General features: G+C 34.6%; 19 protein-coding genes. 13 read left to right on the top strand and 6 right to left on the bottom strand.

Features of this window, described 5'->3' with window-relative positions; all coding sequences use genetic code 11:
• Positions 1–31 precede the first annotated feature (31 nt).
• Entirely contained in the window at positions 32–904 is an 873-nt protein-coding gene (locus tag RM542_RS06190) for a hypothetical protein (RefSeq protein WP_311384845.1), read from the bottom strand.
• Between the two features lie 231 nt (positions 905–1,135).
• On the opposite strand from RM542_RS06190, the gene rpsO reads away from it, so the two are divergent.
• From rpsO to RM542_RS06140, 10 genes are all read left to right on the top strand, one after another.
• Positions 1,136–1,405: a 30S ribosomal protein S15 gene (gene rpsO / locus RM542_RS06185; RefSeq protein WP_311384844.1), complete on the top strand. Its 270-nt coding sequence runs from the start codon at positions 1,136–1,138 to the stop codon at positions 1,403–1,405.
• A 198-nt stretch (positions 1,406–1,603) separates the two neighbouring features.
• Positions 1,604–3,814, top strand: coding sequence for a polyribonucleotide nucleotidyltransferase (locus RM542_RS06180; protein WP_311384843.1), 2,211 nt, complete (start codon positions 1,604–1,606; stop codon positions 3,812–3,814).
• A gap of 162 nt (positions 3,815–3,976) precedes the next feature.
• Positions 3,977–4,840, top strand: a complete 864-nt coding sequence (locus tag RM542_RS06175; protein ID WP_311384842.1) for a sigma-70 family RNA polymerase sigma factor — start codon at positions 3,977–3,979, stop codon at positions 4,838–4,840.
• A 214-nt stretch (positions 4,841–5,054) separates the two neighbouring features.
• On the top strand, positions 5,055–5,270 hold the full coding sequence (locus RM542_RS06170; protein ID WP_311384841.1) for a VF530 family protein: 216 nt from the start codon (positions 5,055–5,057) through the stop codon (positions 5,268–5,270).
• 1 nt (position 5,271) lies between these two features.
• A complete protein-coding gene (locus tag RM542_RS06165) occupies positions 5,272–5,727 on the top strand; it encodes a tRNA (cytidine(34)-2'-O)-methyltransferase (RefSeq protein WP_311384840.1) in 456 nt (151 codons plus the stop codon).
• A 58-nt stretch (positions 5,728–5,785) separates the two neighbouring features.
• Complete coding sequence (locus RM542_RS06160; protein WP_311384839.1) at positions 5,786–7,972, top strand: c-type cytochrome; 2,187 nt, start codon at positions 5,786–5,788, stop codon at positions 7,970–7,972.
• The gene (locus RM542_RS06155; protein ID WP_311384838.1) at positions 7,941–8,660 is read left to right on the top strand and encodes a DUF1080 domain-containing protein; all 720 of its coding nucleotides are present in this window, start codon (positions 7,941–7,943) and stop codon (positions 8,658–8,660) included. Before RM542_RS06160 ends, RM542_RS06155 begins: the two co-directional genes overlap by 32 nt.
• Positions 8,661–8,741: 81 nt before the next feature.
• On the top strand, positions 8,742–9,401 hold the full coding sequence (gene rpe, locus RM542_RS06150) for a ribulose-phosphate 3-epimerase (RefSeq protein ID WP_311384837.1): 660 nt from the start codon (positions 8,742–8,744) through the stop codon (positions 9,399–9,401).
• A complete protein-coding gene (locus tag RM542_RS06145; protein ID WP_311384836.1) occupies positions 9,401–10,372 on the top strand; it encodes a YpdA family putative bacillithiol disulfide reductase in 972 nt (323 codons plus the stop codon). The genes rpe and RM542_RS06145 overlap by 1 nt, the downstream gene beginning before the upstream one ends.
• Positions 10,373–10,429: 57 nt before the next feature.
• Entirely contained in the window at positions 10,430–11,188 is a 759-nt protein-coding gene (locus tag RM542_RS06140; RefSeq protein ID WP_311384835.1) for a hypothetical protein, read from the top strand.
• Here RM542_RS06140 and RM542_RS06135 read toward each other — a convergent pair.
• The 4 genes from RM542_RS06135 to RM542_RS06120 all read right to left on the bottom strand — a co-directional run bounded on the left by RM542_RS06135 (position 11,181) and on the right by RM542_RS06120 (position 14,368).
• Complete coding sequence (locus RM542_RS06135) at positions 11,181–12,794, bottom strand: glutamate synthase-related protein (protein ID WP_311384834.1); 1,614 nt, start codon at positions 12,792–12,794, stop codon at positions 11,181–11,183. The two genes, RM542_RS06140 and RM542_RS06135, sit on opposite strands and share 8 nt — an antisense overlap.
• 140 nt (positions 12,795–12,934) lie before the next feature.
• Positions 12,935–13,408 (bottom strand): hypothetical protein, encoded by a 474-nt coding sequence (locus RM542_RS06130; protein ID WP_311384833.1) that lies wholly within the window; start codon positions 13,406–13,408, stop codon positions 12,935–12,937.
• 6 nt (positions 13,409–13,414) lie between these two features.
• On the bottom strand, positions 13,415–13,732 hold the full coding sequence (locus RM542_RS06125; RefSeq protein ID WP_311384832.1) for a hypothetical protein: 318 nt from the start codon (positions 13,730–13,732) through the stop codon (positions 13,415–13,417).
• 54 nt (positions 13,733–13,786) lie between these two features.
• Entirely contained in the window at positions 13,787–14,368 is a 582-nt protein-coding gene (locus tag RM542_RS06120) for an RNA polymerase sigma factor (RefSeq protein WP_311384831.1), read from the bottom strand.
• A gap of 165 nt (positions 14,369–14,533) precedes the next feature.
• Between RM542_RS06120 and RM542_RS06115 the strand changes: the two genes are divergently transcribed.
• From RM542_RS06115 to RM542_RS06105, 3 genes are read left to right on the top strand one after another with little or no spacing between them, the layout of a single operon-like run.
• Positions 14,534–15,292 (top strand): YHYH protein, encoded by a 759-nt coding sequence (locus RM542_RS06115; protein WP_311384830.1) that lies wholly within the window; start codon positions 14,534–14,536, stop codon positions 15,290–15,292.
• Positions 15,293–15,904 (top strand): hypothetical protein, encoded by a 612-nt coding sequence (locus RM542_RS06110; protein ID WP_311384829.1) that lies wholly within the window; start codon positions 15,293–15,295, stop codon positions 15,902–15,904. It begins immediately after the preceding gene.
• Positions 15,876–16,580, top strand: a complete 705-nt coding sequence (locus RM542_RS06105; RefSeq protein ID WP_311384828.1) for an SCO family protein — start codon at positions 15,876–15,878, stop codon at positions 16,578–16,580. The genes RM542_RS06110 and RM542_RS06105 overlap by 29 nt, the downstream gene beginning before the upstream one ends.
• Here RM542_RS06105 and RM542_RS06100 read toward each other — a convergent pair.
• A complete protein-coding gene (locus tag RM542_RS06100) occupies positions 16,577–17,719 on the bottom strand; it encodes a glycerate kinase (protein ID WP_311384827.1) in 1,143 nt (380 codons plus the stop codon). The genes RM542_RS06105 and RM542_RS06100 overlap by 4 nt on opposite strands.
• Position 17,720: the final 1 nt, after the last annotated feature.

Raw genomic sequence — 17,720 nt, 5'->3', positions numbered from 1 at the left:
AGCTCTTTTTTTAGCAAATACTTTCACTCCACTAATTTTTTAAAAATCGTCTTAAAAAAACTTCATCACTACTTCCATCAGTATAAGTTAGAGTTCCTTTTGCATCACATTCACCATCGCCAAAATCAAGGCTTACGTTTGCATTATTTCTAGAAATACTTAGGACTCCACTTACGATGAACCTGCAGGAAAGCTCTCTACGTAACGGCGAAAGCACTTCCTTTTCAAAAGTATTTCCAACTTTATTATTGAAGGTTCTTTTTCCAGTTATTAGAAAAACATTATCTCCCCAAAATCCACTGCCATAGCCTTCAATCCATTCACGAGTTCTTTCTCCTTCAAAAGTAGCCGTTTCCCCTTCAGGCCAAACTGCACTAAATGAAGCATCGGCAGTACTCTGAGGATTACCATTTTCATTGCTACGCACCCTTAGAATGTTGGCACCACCCTCAATTGACACACTATTAAAGGTAAATTTTTCGAGATTTAAGGTTATAGTTTTTTCAGCAAGTTCCATATCTCTAGCATAACTTAAACTGATTATTCCGCCCAATATATTACCATTTGGCAATTCACAACCTTCACCAAAATCTATGGTCTTTTCCCTAGAAGTTTCGGTAACAACAGTAGTGATTGTAACGCATTCCGGTAAATAGTCTGAAAAATAACTTCCTTTAGAAGTATATATGATTTCATCCGTAGCGTATACATCTTCTGCAATAGCAGTAATTTCCTCTGATATCATTTCTGATTCATCGCTAAATTGAAGCTCGGTTTGGGTAATAACCAGTTCATTAGATATAATTTCATCTGATTCTTCCTCATTTTTATCACATGAGAACAGTGTCAAACATGCCAATGAAATTAGCATTAACTTCTGTACTTTTTTTAAATTCTTTTTCATCTTAATAAATTTTAATTGTTTTTAATGGGGCTAAATAAGTGCATCACCAAATGAACTAGTATTTATCTAGTAAGCACTTAAATGTTAATTTTTTAACGTCCTATAGTATGACCAATTCAAAACAAAAAGGTTTAATCTTTGCTAAAATTTTTTTCTTCAAAAAAAGAATTATCTTTGCAGCTTGATTGAAAGACAGTCTTATACATAAAAATCATTTAAAATAATATTGGAATGTATTTAACAAAAGAAGTAAAAGCCGAAATCTTTAAGAAACACGGCGGATCAGAAGGGAACACGGGTTCTACTGAAGGACAAATTGCATTATTTACACATCGTATCAACCATTTGACTACGCATTTAAAAAGAAATCACAAAGATTTTAATACAGAGCGTTCTTTGGTGAAATTAGTAGGTAAGAGAAGAAGTCTTTTAGATTATTTAAAGAAAAAAGATATTGTAAAATACCGTGAGCTAATTAAAGAGCTTGGTATTAGAAAATAATTGTTGGGGGAAGCATTGCTTCCCCTTACTTTTGCAAAGTCCTGAGTTTAATTTCAGGCGAACACAAAAAGCTACATTTAGTTTTTCATTGGTCACAGTGCTACTCGCACCAACACAACAACACAACCCGACCGTCCGGATGGCGGTAGACCAAATGTTTAACAAGTCCTTTTTTATAAAAAGGCAACACAAAATTTTATGATTCCAAAAACTTTTAAAGAGGTCATAGACCTCGGTGACGGTAGAGAAATTTCTATCGAAACAGGAAAATTGGCAAAACAGGCTCACGGTTCTGTTGTTGTACAATCCGGCAAGTGTATGTTACTATGTACAGTTGTATCTAACTACAAACAAGCTGATGTAGATTTTCTGCCACTTACTGTAGATTATCGTGAAAAATTTGCGGCCGCTGGGCGTTATCCAGGTGGATTCTTTAAAAGAGAAGCAAGACCTAGTGATGGGGAAGTTTTAACTATGCGTTTAGTAGACCGGGTTTTACGCCCACTATTCCCAAAAGACTATCACTCCGAAACTCAAGTTATGATTCAATTAATGTCTCATGATGAAGATGTAATGCCAGATGCAATGGCAGGCTTAGCCGCTTCAGCTGCAATCCAATTATCAGATTTTCCATTTGAGTGCGCAATTTCAGAAGCTAGAGTTGGTCGCGTTAATGGAGAATTTATAATCAACCCGACGAGAGCACAATTAGAAGAATCTGATATTGATATGATGATTGGTGCTTCAGCTGACTCTGTAATGATGGTTGAAGGTGAGATGGATGAAATTTCTGAAGAAGAAATGACTGAAGCTATCAAATTTGCTCACGAGGCTATTAAGGTTCAATGTGCTGCACAAATTAGACTAGCAGAGGCTTTTGGCAAAAAAGAAGTTCGTGAATACGAGCCGGAAAGAGAAGATGAAGATTTAGCAAAGAGAGTTCATGACCTAACTTATGACAAAGTTTATGCCGTAGCCAAAGCTGGTTCAGCAAAACATGAACGTAGTGCGGCTTTTGGTGAAATAAAGGAGGAAGTTAAAGCAACATTCTCTGAAGAAGAACAAGAAGAATATGGCGGATTAATTTCAAAATATTTTTACAAAGCTGAAAAAGCCGCAGTTCGTGACCTTACTTTAAATGAAGGTTTACGATTAGACGGTCGTAAAACTGATGAAATTAGGCCAATCTGGTGTGAGGTTGATTATTTACCCTCTACACATGGTTCTGCAATTTTTACACGTGGAGAAACACAAGCTTTAGCAACAGTAACTTTAGGTACTTCAAGAGAGGCTAACCAAATAGATATGCCATCTTTCGAAGGCGAAGAACGTTTCTACTTACATTATAACTTCCCTCCTTTTTCAACTGGTGAAGCACGACCAATTCGTGGAACATCAAGAAGAGAAGTTGGTCACGGAAACTTAGCACAACGCGCCTTAAAAGGAATGGTTCCAGAAGATTGTCCTTATACCGTTCGTGTTGTTTCTGAAGTGTTAGAATCTAATGGTTCTTCTTCTATGGCAACCGTTTGTTCCGGTACCATGGCGTTAATGGATGCTGGTGTTCAATTAAAGAAACCTGTCTCAGGTATTGCAATGGGACTAATTTCTGATGCAGATTCTGGTAAGTATGCTGTTTTATCTGATATATTAGGTGATGAAGATCACTTAGGTGATATGGATTTTAAAGTAACCGGTACATCTGATGGTATAACTGCTTGTCAAATGGATATTAAGGTGAAAGGTCTATCTTATGAGATTTTAGTAAATGCATTAAATCAAGCTCGAGATGGTCGTTTACATATCTTAGGAAAATTAACTGACACTATTACAGCTCCAAATGCAGAAGTAAAAGAACATGCACCAACAATGGTATCTAGACGTATACCTAACGAATTTATTGGAGCATTAATCGGACCTGGTGGAAAAGTAATTCAGGAAATGCAGAAAGAAACGGAAACGACTATCGTTATAAACGAAGATCCGGTTACGGAAGAAGGTATTGTTGAAATTTTAGGTGTAGGTAGTAAAGGTATTGATGCCGTAATGGCAAAAATAGATTCTATATTATTTAAACCTGAAGTTGGTAGCGTTTACGAAGTAAAGGTAATTAAGATGCTTGATTTTGGTGCTGTTGTAGAATATATGGATGCCCCTGGCAATGAAGTTTTACTTCATGTTTCTGAATTAGCATGGGAACGAACTGAAAATGTTTCTGATGTTGTAAACATGGGTGATGTCTTTGATGTCAAGTACTTTGGACTTGATAAACGTACAAGAAAAGAAAAGGTATCACGCAAAGCACTTTTACCTAAACCTGAAGGTTACGTAGAACGTCCACCTAGAAATGATCGCGGTGACCGTCGTGGTGGAAGAGACAATCGCGATAGAAAACCAAGAAGAGACTAGTACTTTTCTATTCAATATTTAAGAAGCCCTTGTATGTTATTTTCATGCAAGGGCTTCTTTTTACAAAAAATAATTGAAATAAATTTTACCAAATTGTAACTTTTTTCGTTTTTATACGTATAAGTATATGCAGTCTATGCGAATTAAACTTAAATTCTTTTAATGAGACAGCTTAAGATTACAAAACAGGTCACTAATAGAGAGACCGCATCTTTGGACAAGTACTTACAAGAAATTGGAAAAGTTGACTTGATTACCGCTGATGAAGAAGTAGAATTGGCACAACGCATCAAGGCAGGCGACCAGATCGCTCTTGAAAAACTTACAAAGGCCAATCTTCGATTCGTGGTATCTGTAGCCAAACAGTACCAAAACCAAGGACTTACCTTACCGGATTTAATTAACGAGGGCAACCTTGGTTTGATTAAAGCTGCACAACGTTTTGACGAAACAAGAGGATTCAAATTTATATCATACGCAGTATGGTGGATTCGTCAGTCTATTTTACAGGCCTTGGCCGAACAATCAAGAATCGTTCGTTTGCCATTGAATAAAATTGGATCTATAAATAAAATCAATAAGACTTTTGCGTTTTTAGAGCAAGCACACGAACGTATGCCTTCCCCTGAAGAAATTGCGAAAGAATTAGATATGACGGTAGAAGATGTCAAACAATCTTTGAAAAATTCTGGTCGTCACGTATCCATGGATGCACCGCTTATTGACGGGGAAGATTCAAATCTTTACGATGTACTTCGAAGTGGAGAATCTCCAAATCCTGATAAAGAATTACTTCATGATTCCTTACGCACAGAAATTGAGAGAGCTTTAGAGACTTTAACGCCTCGTGAAGCTGATGTAATAAGATTATATTTTGGCCTTGCTGGTCAACATTCTATGACTTTAGAAGAAATTGGTGAAACTTTTGATTTAACCCGCGAACGTGTGCGTCAAATTAAAGAAAAAGCCATTAGAAGATTAAAACATACTTCTAGAAGTAAGATTTTAAAAACATACTTAGGGTAAAACCCTGACAAATTACAGTTAAATAAACCTTAAATTGTTTTTTTGGCAAGAATATTGTAATTTAGTTCACTACAACAGTTTATCATGACTGTTCGTTTTTTGATTGATGAATAAACTCCGGCTGATTACCGGAGTTTTTCATTTTATAAACTTTGTATTTTTCTTTGTTAAACTCTTGAAATACAAACTATTTGTTCAATATAATTTAGAAAAGATGGAACAAGCTAATAATCCTCTTCACGGTGTTAAACTTGCAGATATAATGGAAGAATTGACAAAAGAACATTCCTGGGATTACCTTGCAAATCAAATTAATATTAATTGCTTTAAAAGCAACCCTTCAATAAAATCAAGTTTAAAATTTCTGCGCAGAACACCATGGGCAAGAGAAAAAGTGGAACAATTATATTTGAGAACTATTAAAAAATAAGATGCCATTAAACATAGTTTTAGTTGAACCTGAAATCCCTAATAATACTGGTAATATTGGCAGACTAAGCCTTGCCACTGGATCTACTTTACACTTAATAAAACCTTTTGGTTTCGAATTAAATGACACTCGACTAAAACGAGCAGGTTTAGATTATTGGCAACATCTTTCAGTCATTATTTATGAAGATGTCAATCAACTTATGACTAAACATCGTGACAAAAAGTTCGCTTACCTTTCAAGTCATGGTGCTAAAAATCACTGGAATATTCCTTTTGAGGATGATATGTTTTTGGTTTTTGGTAAAGAATCAGTTGGCTTGCCAAATTCAATTATTTCAAACCATCAAGAAGAACTTTTTAAAATCCCAATGTATAGCAAACATATTCGGAGCTTAAACTTAGCTAATGCTGTCAGTATTGTTGTATACGAAGGATTAAGGCAAATGAGTATTTAAATTCAAAAGCTATAATAATCATCAGAGTTTCTTAAATTGATAAAGATAAAATCGTATGATGAAATTTTTATTAAGGTTAATACCTGCAATCCTATTCTGTTCTTGTGCAGATAACTATCATGAAACCATAGTTGACCTTTCTAGTTATCAAATTGAAAAAGGCTTTTATTTAGACGCCCTAGCTGCTGAACCACTAATTGACGCTCCTATTGCTCTTAGTTTTGATAATTCAGGCGGCATGTGGGTTTTAGAAATGACAGGTTATATGCAGTCATTAGAAGGTATTAACGAAGAAGCCCCAATTGGTCGAATTGTCATTTTAGAAGATAAGGATAATGATGGCGTAATAGACCATTCTAAGGTATTCTTAGATAACCTAAAATTGGCACGCGCCTTAGCTCATATTAATGGTGGATTATTATATGCCGAGCCGCCCTTTTTATATTTTACCCAGATTAATACAGACATGACCCCTGGAAAGACAACTATAGTAGACTCCACATATGCAGTTGGCGGCAATGTGGAACATCAACCTAATGGTCTTTTAGTCAATATTGATAATTGGATTTATAGTGCAAAAGCCTCTAAGAGATATCGCCTTAAAGATGATAATTGGATTATTGAAAATACCTCTTTTCGAGGTCAATGGGGTATTTCTAGTGATGACACAGGACGTTTACTTTATAATGATAACTCAAATCAAATAAGAGGAGATTGGGTAACACCAAACCTACTAAATCAAAATCCTGCTTTTCAACCTAAGCTTGCTATTGGAAATAATTTGGTTAGCAATCAAAATGTTTACCCCCTAACCGCCACTGCTGTCAATAGAGGCTACCTGCCAAATATGCTACATGAAGATGGTAAATTAAAACGATTCACAAGTGCTTGTGGACCAGTGTATTTAGAAGGAACATCATTCCCCGACGACTATCAAAGTAACGTAATGGTCTGTGCACCAGAAGCAAATCTTATTAAACGTAATATTTTAGATTTCAACAAATTAAAGATTACTGGAAGACAAGCCTGGATGGGTAAAGAATTTATTAGTTCAAGTGATGAAGCATTCAGACCTGTAAATCTTTATAATGGGCCAGATGGGGCCATGTATATTGTTGATATGCACAAGGGCATTATTCAACATAAAACATATATGACCAGTTACCTTAGAGAAAACTACATCAAAAAAGGTCTTGATACCATTGTTGGCATGGGAAGAATATTAAAGGTTTCTAACAAAAAGCAGTTACATAAAAATATAGACCTTTCGGTTTTAAAACCCTTAAATCTGATAGATTCCCTTTCATCAAAAAATATTTGGATAAGAAATAGAGCACAACAGTTACTTATTTCAAGAAAAGATATTTCAATCGCCGATCAACTCTTTCAGGTTGTAGAAAATGGAGATAGTGAAGTTAGTAAATTACATGCTCTTTATGTCTTGGAGGGTCTTCAAAAATTATCGTTGTCTAATATCAACTTAACAAAGTTACTTCATCAACCAAAATTGGTTTCTCATATTATTAAGTTATGTGTTGAAATGGATACGGAACTAAAAGATGAACAAGTAAAAGCTTTAATGGCTGAGAAAAATGAAATGATAGATTATCACCTGGCATATTATCTTTCTGCAAGGTTAAATAAAAAAAATGAAGCACATCTAGGTCAACTTATAGGACGCTATAAAAATGAAGATTGGTTTAAAGAACCTATACTTTCAGGAATTGAATTAAGTGAAAATACATTCAGTATTTCTAGCGATAAAAACCTTACAAATATTGGAGCTGAAATTGAGCTATTGAAGCAATTAGCTAAAAATCAAAAACCTGCAACAAATGAAAGTGATGGGTTAACAAAAGGAAGAATTCTTTATATGAAGCAATGTGCCACTTGCCATGGTCCAGATGGAAAAGGAAATAAGGGCCTAGCCCCGCCTTTATTAAATTCTGAATATGTATCAGAAGAGCCTGGAAAATTAGCTTCCATTATACTTTATGGATTACAAGGACCGATTTCAGTAAACGGGGAAAAATTCAATATGTCAAATGCAATGCCAGGCATTGGTATTGATAAAAATATATCTGATGAAAATATTAAAGACATTGGAAATTACATTAGAAATGCTTTTACTACCTCACCACAATCTTTAACTAGTCAGGTTGTTGATAGTTTAAGAAATTTACCACGACCTTTAGATAAAATGTACACAGAAAATGAGCTTAAAGAAACTTATACAGAAAATTAATTTTATTGTTATTTCTTGCCTACTTCTATTGAGCTGTAATCAAAGACCTATTGAAGAATGGGTTCAGCTCATTCAGAACAATTCATTAGAAGGCTGGGAAGTTAAAAACGGGCTTGCTGCATATACTGTTGAAAACAACGAAATTACGGGAACAACAATACTAAATTCACCGAATACATTTCTTTGTTCTAAGACTATCTACGATAATTTTATTTTAGAGTTTGAAGTCATGGTTGACACTTCAATTAATTCGGGAGTGCAATTTAGAAGTAATAATTATCCTGAATTCAATAATAACCAAGTTCATGGCTACCAAGCCGAAATAGACCCTAGCACCAGAGCATGGAGCGGTGGAATCTACGAGGAAGGAAAAAGAGGGTGGTTATATGATTTAAAAAACAACGAGAAAGGTCAAAAAGCTTTTAAGAATAATGAATGGAACCACTATCGCATTGAGGCTGTTGAGGATAACCTTTCTATTTGGGTAAATGATATTAATACATCTAACCTAAAAGATAATGCAACCTCTACAGGTTTTATTGGTCTTCAAGTTCATAGTATTGGCATGGATTCTATTAATAATGGCAAAAAAATAAAGTGGAGAAATATTAGAATAATGACCTCAAACCTATCCACTTTTAAAAGGAATCCAACAGCTCGCCTTATCGATACCTCAGAAAAAAAATAATGGTTAAATCTTAAATTCCAGTAACGGTTGCGATGGTCATCCGAGTTTCAATTTTGTACTTTTGTAGTATAGCTTTATTATATGAATCAAAAGTTAATTGCTCCATCTTTATTAGCGGCAGATTTTGGTAATCTACAAAGAGATGTTGAAATGGTCAACAACAGTGAGGCCGACTGGCATCATATTGATGTTATGGATGGTGTTTTTGTACCGAATATTTCATATGGCATGCCTGTCATCAAGGCTATCGCAAAACATGCTACCAAACCATTAGATGTACATTTAATGATTGTAGAGCCTGATAGATATATTGATGCCTTTGCTGAACTAGGCGCCAATATTCTAACAGTACATTATGAGGCATGCACACATCTACATCGGACCTTACAAGCTATAAAAGCTGCTAAAATGAAAGCTGGTGTGGCCCTGAACCCACATACACCCATTCATTTATTAGAAGATATTATTCAAGATATTGATTTAGTATGCCTAATGAGTGTTAACCCTGGTTTTGGCGGACAATCTTTTATTAAGAATACATATCCAAAGGTTTCTGACTTAAAAGACCTTATCATAAAAAAGAATTCCAATGCACTTATTGAGATTGATGGCGGAGTCAATTCTGACAACGCAAAAAGTTTAGTTGATTCCGGAGCAGATGTGCTTGTTGCGGGGAGTTTTGTTTTTAAAAGTGAGCATCCTACCAGAACTATTCAAGGCCTAAAACAAATCATTGCCTAATGCAAGATTATGATGTGATTATAGTCGGTGGTGGACCAATTGGTATTGCCTGTGGTTTAGAAGCTAAGAAAAAAGGCCTTTCTTATCTTATTATTGAAAAGGGGCCAATTGTAAATTCATTATTCCACTATCCTATTAATATGCAATTTTTCTCTTCTTCAGAAAAGCTAGAGATTGATGATATACCCTTTATAAGCAATGAATCCAAGCCAAAACGTAATGAAGCCCTTGAGTACTATCGAAGAATAGTTGATTCAAATAAACTAAATATAAAGTTGTTTGAAAAAGTTCAAGATGTACATAAAAAAACAGATTTATTTTCGGTTACAACCTCAAAATCAACATACACCTCATCTAACTTAATTCTAGCAACAGGTTTTTATGATTTACCTAATAAGCTTGAAGTACCAGGTGAAGATTTGCCCAAAGTGTCTCATTATTACAAAGATCCTCATTTTTATGCTAGTCAAAAATTAACAGTAATTGGAGCAAGTAATTCTGCTATTGATGCAGCTTTAGAATGTTATCGTAAAGGAGCTGAAGTTACCCTAGTAATTCGCGGTTCTGAAGTTGGAAAACGAGTTAAATATTGGGTAAGACCTGATATCATTAATCGTATTGATGAGGGCAGTATTAAAGTTTATTACAACGCTACGGTCAATGAAATTCGAGAATCAGAAATTGATATTAAAACCAATAAAGGAATTATTACTTTAGAAAATGATTTTGTTTTAGCCTTAACGGGCTATAAGCCAAATTTTGAATTTCTTAAAAAATTAGGTGTCCAACTTTCTGATGACGAAAAGCTTTTACCGAATTATAACCCTGATTCGATGGAATCAAATATTAAGGGCCTCTATTTAGCTGGTGTCATTTGCGGTGGAATGGAGACGCATAAATGGTTCATTGAAAACTCAAGAATTCATGCTCCTTTAATTTTTGATTCAATTTTAGAAAACATAAGCAAATAATTTCCACCCATTTTTGCATTTTATTTATCTCGTCATTTAAATTACATAAATTAGTATATGAACGTGTTAGCAGAATTTCATTTGGCTTCGCAATATCTTGCCATGGCAGGCAAAAGTTTTTTAGAAGCAAAGGATGACGATAGTCATACAAATTTAGGCTTCTTTAAAGAGGACAATACCATAAGAACATGGTCGTTGGACAATTCGGGCACATATTTAGCATTTAGTTTTGACTCGTTCGCCTTGCAATGGGGCACTGATGAGGCTAAAGTTTCATTTGCACTTAAAGGAAAATCTCACGCAGATATTATAAGTTGGATTTCTAAAATGGCCGTTGCTTCAAAAATTGACAAGCCCTACAATTACGATTTACACTATGACCTGCCTTTTAATCAAAATGATAACTATGTTTTTGAATTATCAGATAAAGAGATTTTGAATAATTTATTACAGCTACGCATCTTAGCTCAAGATGTTTTAAAAATCTTTTTAAATAAGCAAAAATTAGAATCAGATATTCGAATTTGGCCACATCATTTAGATACAGGAGCTTTTTTTGTATTAAAGGACGACTCAGGAAAATCTATAGGAATGGGTATGGCCATTCCTGATTCTTTAATTGACGACCATTACTTTTACATAAGTGGATACAAAGGTCATAATAGCTTGAACCCCGATAATTTCTCAAAATTAACACACGGCGAGTGGAAAAATAATGGTTTTAAAGGTGCCATATTACCAAGCTCTAACACTACTCAAAAACAAGCATTACAATTTCTTGATGAAGCCTTCCATCAATATCTTGGAATCAACTAAGTCCAGCAAAAGGTATTCCCGCTAATTCATGCATTTCTTTTTTGAAAGTAGAAAGGTCATTATGATTAAACTTAGTAATATCATCATAACCACAAGCACGAGCAATAACCTTAATTAAGTCATTTGTTGCTCCAAAAAAGTTAGCCAACTGTTTAGCAGAAGAATCAATAATTAATCTAGACCTTAATGATTCCTTTTGTGTGGCAATGCCCACTGGGCAGTTATTAGATCCGCAAGCTCGCATACCTAAACAACCTATTGCCTGAATTGCTGAATTTGAAACCGCAATAGCATCCGCACCCATCATCATAGCTTTTGCAAAATCCTCAGCTATTCTAAGTCCGCCAGTAATGACCAAGGTAACATCGGTTGCCCCAACTTTATCTAAATATTTTCTTGCTCGGGCTAATGCAGGAATCGTCGGAACATTAATATTATCTCTTAAAATTGTTGGAGCAGAACCGGTACCTCCTCCTCTACCATCTAAAATGATATAATCCACTCCGACATCTAGGGCGAATTGAATATCTTTTTCTATATGACTTGCCGCAATTTTAAAGCCGATAGGTATCCCTCCAGTTCGTTCTCTGACTTTCGCCGCAAAATCTTTAAAATCATCAACCACATGAAAATCAGGAAAAGTAGCCGGACTAATAGCCGTTTCTCCTTCATTCAATTCACGTACCTCAGCTATTTCTTTACTAACCTTACTACCAGGTAGATGACCACCAGTGCCCGTTTTTGCTCCTTGTCCACCTTTAAAATGAAAGGCTTGTACATTATCTAATTTATCCCAACTAAACCCAAATTGGGCTGAGGCTAATTCATAAAAGTATTTTGAATTATTTTTTTGTTCTTCTGGTAGCATTCCTCCTTCACCAGAACAAATTCCTGTACCTGACATTTCTGCTCCCTTAGACAAAGCTATTTTGGCTTCTCTAGAAAGCGCCCCAAAGCTCATATCACTAACGAACAAAGGAATATCTAATACCAAAGGTTTCTTAGCCTTTGACCCAATGGTTACCTTGGTGGCGACGTCTTCATTGTCCAATAGGGGTCGTGAGGCTAACTGAGCAGGAAGAAATTGAATGTCTTTCCATTGTGGTAAAGTAGTTCTATCAACACCCATGGAAGCACTAAATCCATGATGTCCCAAGTTTTTCAATCCATTTACAGCTAGTTCTTTTATATACCCAGTATAAGGTTCTGTTTCTTCCGGATGTGTATCTTGATAAGAACCGAGATAAGCTTCTCTATCAAAAGGTTGTGGGTGTTGGGTTTCAAAATCAGCTATCTCATTCTCATCAATTTGAAGTGAATCGCCGATAATATGTTCTTTAAATTTATGAAGCTGTTCATCATTATTGTATTCACTAATACCAGTATCATAACGATAATCCCAGCCATGAACGCCACAAATAAGGTTATGACCATCAATGTGGCCATCTGCTAATAATGCTCCTCTATGATGGCATCTTCCATATAACACAGATATTCCAGACTCATGTTTTATAATTACTAAATCAGTATTCTTAACAAGTGCGTATGCTGGTTGTTTCTCTTGAAGTTCTGAAATCTTTGCAATTTCAACTAGTTTATTGCCCATCGTATTGGTCTTTTAGTCGTTTTACTTGTTTGTCGAAAATAAAGCAAGAGCTTTACTACCGTAATTTAAAGTAAAAAACTTCGACATTACGACGAAATACTAAATATTGAAAAATATATAAAAAGTTTGTTTTGGACAAACTATCTTGGAGGTGGAGGACCGCCTTGATTTGGTCCGTGACCAGCACCCAATCCAGGTCTTAGAGCACCTGAAACAATTTTTTGCAACTTGTTTTTTTGTTTGGCATTACAGATACTTTCTAGTTCTTTAAAATAGGAGAACACTTCCTTTTCCTTGTTATGGGCTAAATCACCTATTAAAATTGTAATAGAATCTAATTTTTTCTCTGTGAAAGCAGGATTATCAAGATTTGAAAAAAGTAAACCTTTTAATTCTCTGGAATCCATTTCCATTTCCCGCATTTTCTGATGATGTTCCTTATCAATCACTCTAAACTTTAGCAATTGGTTATCATCAAGATTAAGTTGTTCTGCAATAAACTTTCTAGGAGGTCTATTATTACCTTCTGGTTTCACAATAAACAAATACAATAAAACACCATTCATAACCATCAAAAAAACCAGAAATATTGTTAGAAGTAGATTTTTCTTCATTCTAGTTTAATTTAAAATTGAGTCTTGAATAGTATTTGAAAGACCATAAGCCTGGGCATAATTTTGAAGTTCAACTTCCTTGTTAGAGGCACTATAATTATAAAGCGCTATCAAATTAAGCATAACAAATAAAACCATTGCAGCAATTTGATATTTTGGCGTAAACCAAAACAACCAATCTGTTGCAGATTTCTCAGTTGAACTTTGAGATAGTTTATTCAATACCTTATCCTTAAAAAAAGCTGGAGTATTAACTTTATCTAGCACCAAAGGCGTATCGAGAAGTTCATCTATAAATTTCGAAGTATTTTTTTTATCATTCATGGTCTTTAATGATGGTCTTGTTTTAATTAGATGTCAAAATGTTCTAAAACTTGCTTACCATCCTTCTTTTTTATAAAAAACAGTTAAAATTTCTTTTAGTTTTCTTTTAGCCCTAAATAATAGTGATTCAATTGATGATACACTTTTCTTAGTAATCTCACTGATTTCTTTATAGCTAAGCCCGTCAATTTTATTTAATGTAAACACTATTCTTTGAGCCTCTGGAAGTTCGTTAATTGCTCTAAAAAGAATTTCCTTTTGCTCTTTATTTTCTAATTGAATTCCTGGGTGATTGAATTCCGTAAAATATAAAGTCCTATCGACAGGTATGGCATTACCAGAAATTGATTGCATAAAACCAAATCGTTTTTTGGTATTCTTTTTTCTAATAAACTCCAAGCATTTATTTACAGAAATACGATAAATCCAAGTTGATAACTTGGAATTACCTTTAAAATTTCCAACAGAATTATAGACTTCAACAAAAACTTCCTGAGCTATATCTTCTGCATCTTCTAAATTCGGCACAAAGGATAAGCATGTATTAAAAACTTTTTTTTGATAATCATCCAACAGTTTTCCATAAGCTGCTTGGCTTTGGTTTTTTAGTTCTAACAAGAATTGCCTTTCGTCCAAAAGCTTATTTAGTTTTTCAAATACAAAGTAACCTAATTATTTTTTGAAAAAGAGCGCAAGTTTTTTCTCGATACCTCATCTTAAGATATAGCTCACCAATCAAAAATGAAATATGAGCTTTGATTTTATCTAATTATTAATTCAATTTTAACTAAAAAAAGAAATATGAAAACTTTTCCATTTTTCGCTTTAATGGCAATATTCACTACTTTATTTATTGCTTGCAGCTCCGATGGTGACGATATTACCGACGATGAAAATGCCACCGATGATGAAGTAGCCGTAACCGAGTTACATGCAGCTTTTGAAGAATTCAATAGTGAGGCCACGGAAATTTACTTATCAAATAACGGAACAACAGTTACGATTGAGACCACTGGTTTACCCAATCACGAAACCGTATACTGGGGAGAAGGTAATGATTTGTATAGAGAAGAACCCGACGTAAGACTTACTCCTTCAATTATGAGCAGTAACAACAATGCGTCTACCATAATAGTTGACGCCGTTCCAAATTTGGTTGGCAGCACAAGTCAAACTCAGCTGGGAACAATCGGGATAGCAGTTAGTGGCTCTGCTATTTTTAATGACCAAGAAGGTGGTGGCACCCTAGATCAAGCTGCCGGAAGCTTAGATTGGACTGGAGCACATATTGGTCCGGGTGTATATCATTATCATCTGGAACCTGTGGCATTTACTAATGATGATGATAATTTGGTTGGAGTATTGTTAGATGGCGTTTTCCTTTATGGAAGACGAGATTATCCGTCAAATGAATACCCAGCAGACTTAGACGAATCTGGTGGTCATTTTGGACCCACACCTCACAATCCTGATGGAGAATATCACTATCATATCATCAATGAGATTTATTCAACAACCGGCTCCTATATTGCTTTTGCCGGTCCCTTTCAAGGTTATTAAATGAAAAAGAATATTCTAATTTTCATTCTTTCAGTTCTGCTTTTTAGCTCATGTGAAGAGACTAAGCAAACTTCAAATGATACTAATCATCTCATCGCTGTTATTCCAAATATTGAAGTTTTAAAAGATAGCATTCAACTTAACGGAAATGAAGGAAATTGGTATTATAAAAACGAACTGTTTAACGGTTATTCAGTAAGGTATTACCCAAATAGTACTTTACAACAAAAGGTTGGTTTCTTAAATGGTAAGAAAGTGGGTGTTGCTAAAATATGGCATCCGAATGGTGTACTAAAGGTTCAATCTCACTATAATAAGAATACTTTAGTTGGGCTTTATCAATCTTGGTGGGACAACGGTAATTTGGCTTCTAAGTCATTTTATAAAAATGGAAAAATAGATGGAGTATCAAAAGAATGGTATCCAAATGGAGTTTTGTCTAAATCACGAAACTTATCAGAAGGACAAGAAGTAGGAATGCAACAAGCATGGCTAAAAAATGGGACATTGTATGTAAATTACGAAGCCAAAAATGGAAGAATTTTTGGTATGAGGCGAGCGAATTCATGTTATAAACTAGAAAATGAAGTGGTTATATCATCTAAAAATTAAAGGCTTACAATTAGTATTTTTTGGATTCTTGATTTGCAATATATGCTGTAAATCAGAAACCAAAAAGGAAAAAAGAAAAGTAATTGAAACTGCACGTGTTGAGAGTCTACCCTATTTTGGAGATAAAACTTTTACACCAAAATGGCTTACCCCTGGTAGCGAACAAGAAAAGAATTTTCATAAAATTCCTCCATTTAATTTAACAAATCAGCTTGGAGAAGAAGTAACTCTGGATACCTTTAATGACAAACTAATGGTAGTTGATTTCTTTTTTACGAGTTGTCCAGGAATTTGTCTTAAAATGACGGCCAACATGACGTTGATACAAGATGAATTCAAAAATGACTCAGAAGTTTCCATTTTATCACATTCTGTTACACCAACAATAGATTCTGTTTCTGTATTACAAGACTACGCAAAGAAATATGATGTTATTAATAACAAATGGCACTTGGTTACCGGAAATAAACAAGAAATATATACGCTAGGTCGAGAACATTATTTTGTTGAAAATGATTTAGGTGAGCTAAAAAGTGTTGATGATTTTTTACATACCGAAAACTTTTTATTAATTGATAAAAACAAGCATATTCGGGGCATTTATAACGGTTTAAATAGGGCTTCAATTGCTCAACTTATTATAGATATTAAAGCTTTGAAAAAAGAAGTGATTTAGACTAATGTGATATCTCTTTTAAGAATTTTTGCAAAATTATAAGCCGCATATTCTAAGTTCACATAACTAGAAGCAAGGGCTTCATTAAAAGAACTAATATTTTTTAAGATTGAACATGCATAAGTAAGTCCCATATCTTCCTGCTCTTCATATGATAAGTCAATTGATCCGCATAATGCTGCTACAGGAACATTTTCTTTTTTAGCGGACCGTACCACACCAAAAATCGTTTTGCCGGAAAATGTTTGACTATCAAGTTTTCCTTCACCAGTTATTATCCAATTTGCTTGACTAATAGCCATATCAAAATCAGCAATTTCTTTAACCAATTCAATCCCAGATTTTAAAATAGCATTTAAAAAAACAACTGAGCCACCACCAATTCCCCCTGCGGCACCAGACCCTGAGAGTTTTTGTACATCAATTCCAAACTCTTTTTTTATAATGCTAGCAAAATGCTCCAGTCCATCATCTAAAAGAGTAATATCATTTTTTGATGCTCCCTTCTGTTGAGCATAAACAAAAGCCGCACCATTGGCACCATAAAATGGATTATCAACATCACAAGCCACTTTAAACTCTACATCAGACAATCTTTTATTAACCTTTTGAGCAGAAATATGTTGAACATGAATCAAATTTTCACCTGTAGGTTTAAGAACTTGACGATTTGAATCTAAGAATTCATAACCTAAGGCAGACGCCATTCCCATTCCTCCATCATTAGTAGCGCTGCCACCAATACCTAAAATGACCTGTTCGACACCCTTATCAAGCGCATCCAAAATTAATTCTCCCGTCCCTAATGTTGTTGCTCGCTTGCAGTCTAGTTCAGCATTAGTTAATAGTTTATAACCTGATGCTTCTGACATTTCGATAAACGCAGTTTTCTTTTTATAAGAATAAAGATACTTGGCATTAATTTCTTTGAACATGGGGTTCTTGACCAATACTTCAACCTCATCAGCTTTAAGATACTCCTTCACTACTTCCAAGGTACCATCTCCACCATCCGCTAGAGGCTTTTTAACAATTATCGAATTAGGGAAAACTTTTTTTATACCACTTTCTACCGCATCACAAAATTCAAATCCACTAAGTGAACCTTTATACTTATCAGGAGCTAGGACAAACTTCATA

It is taken from the genome of Croceitalea sp. P059 (assembly GCF_031846365.1).
Taxonomy (GTDB): domain Bacteria; phylum Bacteroidota; class Bacteroidia; order Flavobacteriales; family Flavobacteriaceae; genus Croceitalea; species Croceitalea vernalis.
Note: the sequence above shows the minus strand (reverse complement) of the source record. Positions and strands in the feature narration are given on the sequence as shown.

Coding starts and splice junctions, on each gene's coding strand:
- RM542_RS06130 (WP_311384833.1), bottom strand. CDS start 13,408: ATGAAGAAAAATCTACTTCTAACAATATTTCTGGTTTTTTTGATGGTT.
- RM542_RS06105 (WP_311384828.1), top strand. CDS start 15,876: ATGAAGTGGTTATATCATCTAAAAATTAAAGGCTTACAATTAGTATTT.
- RM542_RS06115 (WP_311384830.1), top strand. CDS start 14,534: ATGAAAACTTTTCCATTTTTCGCTTTAATGGCAATATTCACTACTTTA.
- RM542_RS06160 (WP_311384839.1), top strand. CDS start 5,786: ATGAAATTTTTATTAAGGTTAATACCTGCAATCCTATTCTGTTCTTGT.
- RM542_RS06190 (WP_311384845.1), bottom strand. CDS start 904: ATGAAAAAGAATTTAAAAAAAGTACAGAAGTTAATGCTAATTTCATTG.
- rpsO (WP_311384844.1), top strand. CDS start 1,136: ATGTATTTAACAAAAGAAGTAAAAGCCGAAATCTTTAAGAAACACGGC.
- RM542_RS06125 (WP_311384832.1), bottom strand. CDS start 13,732: ATGAATGATAAAAAAAATACTTCGAAATTTATAGATGAACTTCTCGAT.
- rpe (WP_311384837.1), top strand. CDS start 8,742: ATGAATCAAAAGTTAATTGCTCCATCTTTATTAGCGGCAGATTTTGGT.
- RM542_RS06145 (WP_311384836.1), top strand. CDS start 9,401: ATGCAAGATTATGATGTGATTATAGTCGGTGGTGGACCAATTGGTATT.
- RM542_RS06135 (WP_311384834.1), bottom strand. CDS start 12,794: ATGGGCAATAAACTAGTTGAAATTGCAAAGATTTCAGAACTTCAAGAG.
- RM542_RS06110 (WP_311384829.1), top strand. CDS start 15,293: ATGAAAAAGAATATTCTAATTTTCATTCTTTCAGTTCTGCTTTTTAGC.
- RM542_RS06140 (WP_311384835.1), top strand. CDS start 10,430: ATGAACGTGTTAGCAGAATTTCATTTGGCTTCGCAATATCTTGCCATG.
- RM542_RS06165 (WP_311384840.1), top strand. CDS start 5,272: ATGCCATTAAACATAGTTTTAGTTGAACCTGAAATCCCTAATAATACT.
- RM542_RS06155 (WP_311384838.1), top strand. CDS start 7,941: ATGAGCTTAAAGAAACTTATACAGAAAATTAATTTTATTGTTATTTCT.
- RM542_RS06180 (WP_311384843.1), top strand. CDS start 1,604: ATGATTCCAAAAACTTTTAAAGAGGTCATAGACCTCGGTGACGGTAGA.
- RM542_RS06100 (WP_311384827.1), bottom strand. CDS start 17,719: ATGAAGTTTGTCCTAGCTCCTGATAAGTATAAAGGTTCACTTAGTGGA.
- RM542_RS06175 (WP_311384842.1), top strand. CDS start 3,977: ATGAGACAGCTTAAGATTACAAAACAGGTCACTAATAGAGAGACCGCA.
- RM542_RS06170 (WP_311384841.1), top strand. CDS start 5,055: ATGGAACAAGCTAATAATCCTCTTCACGGTGTTAAACTTGCAGATATA.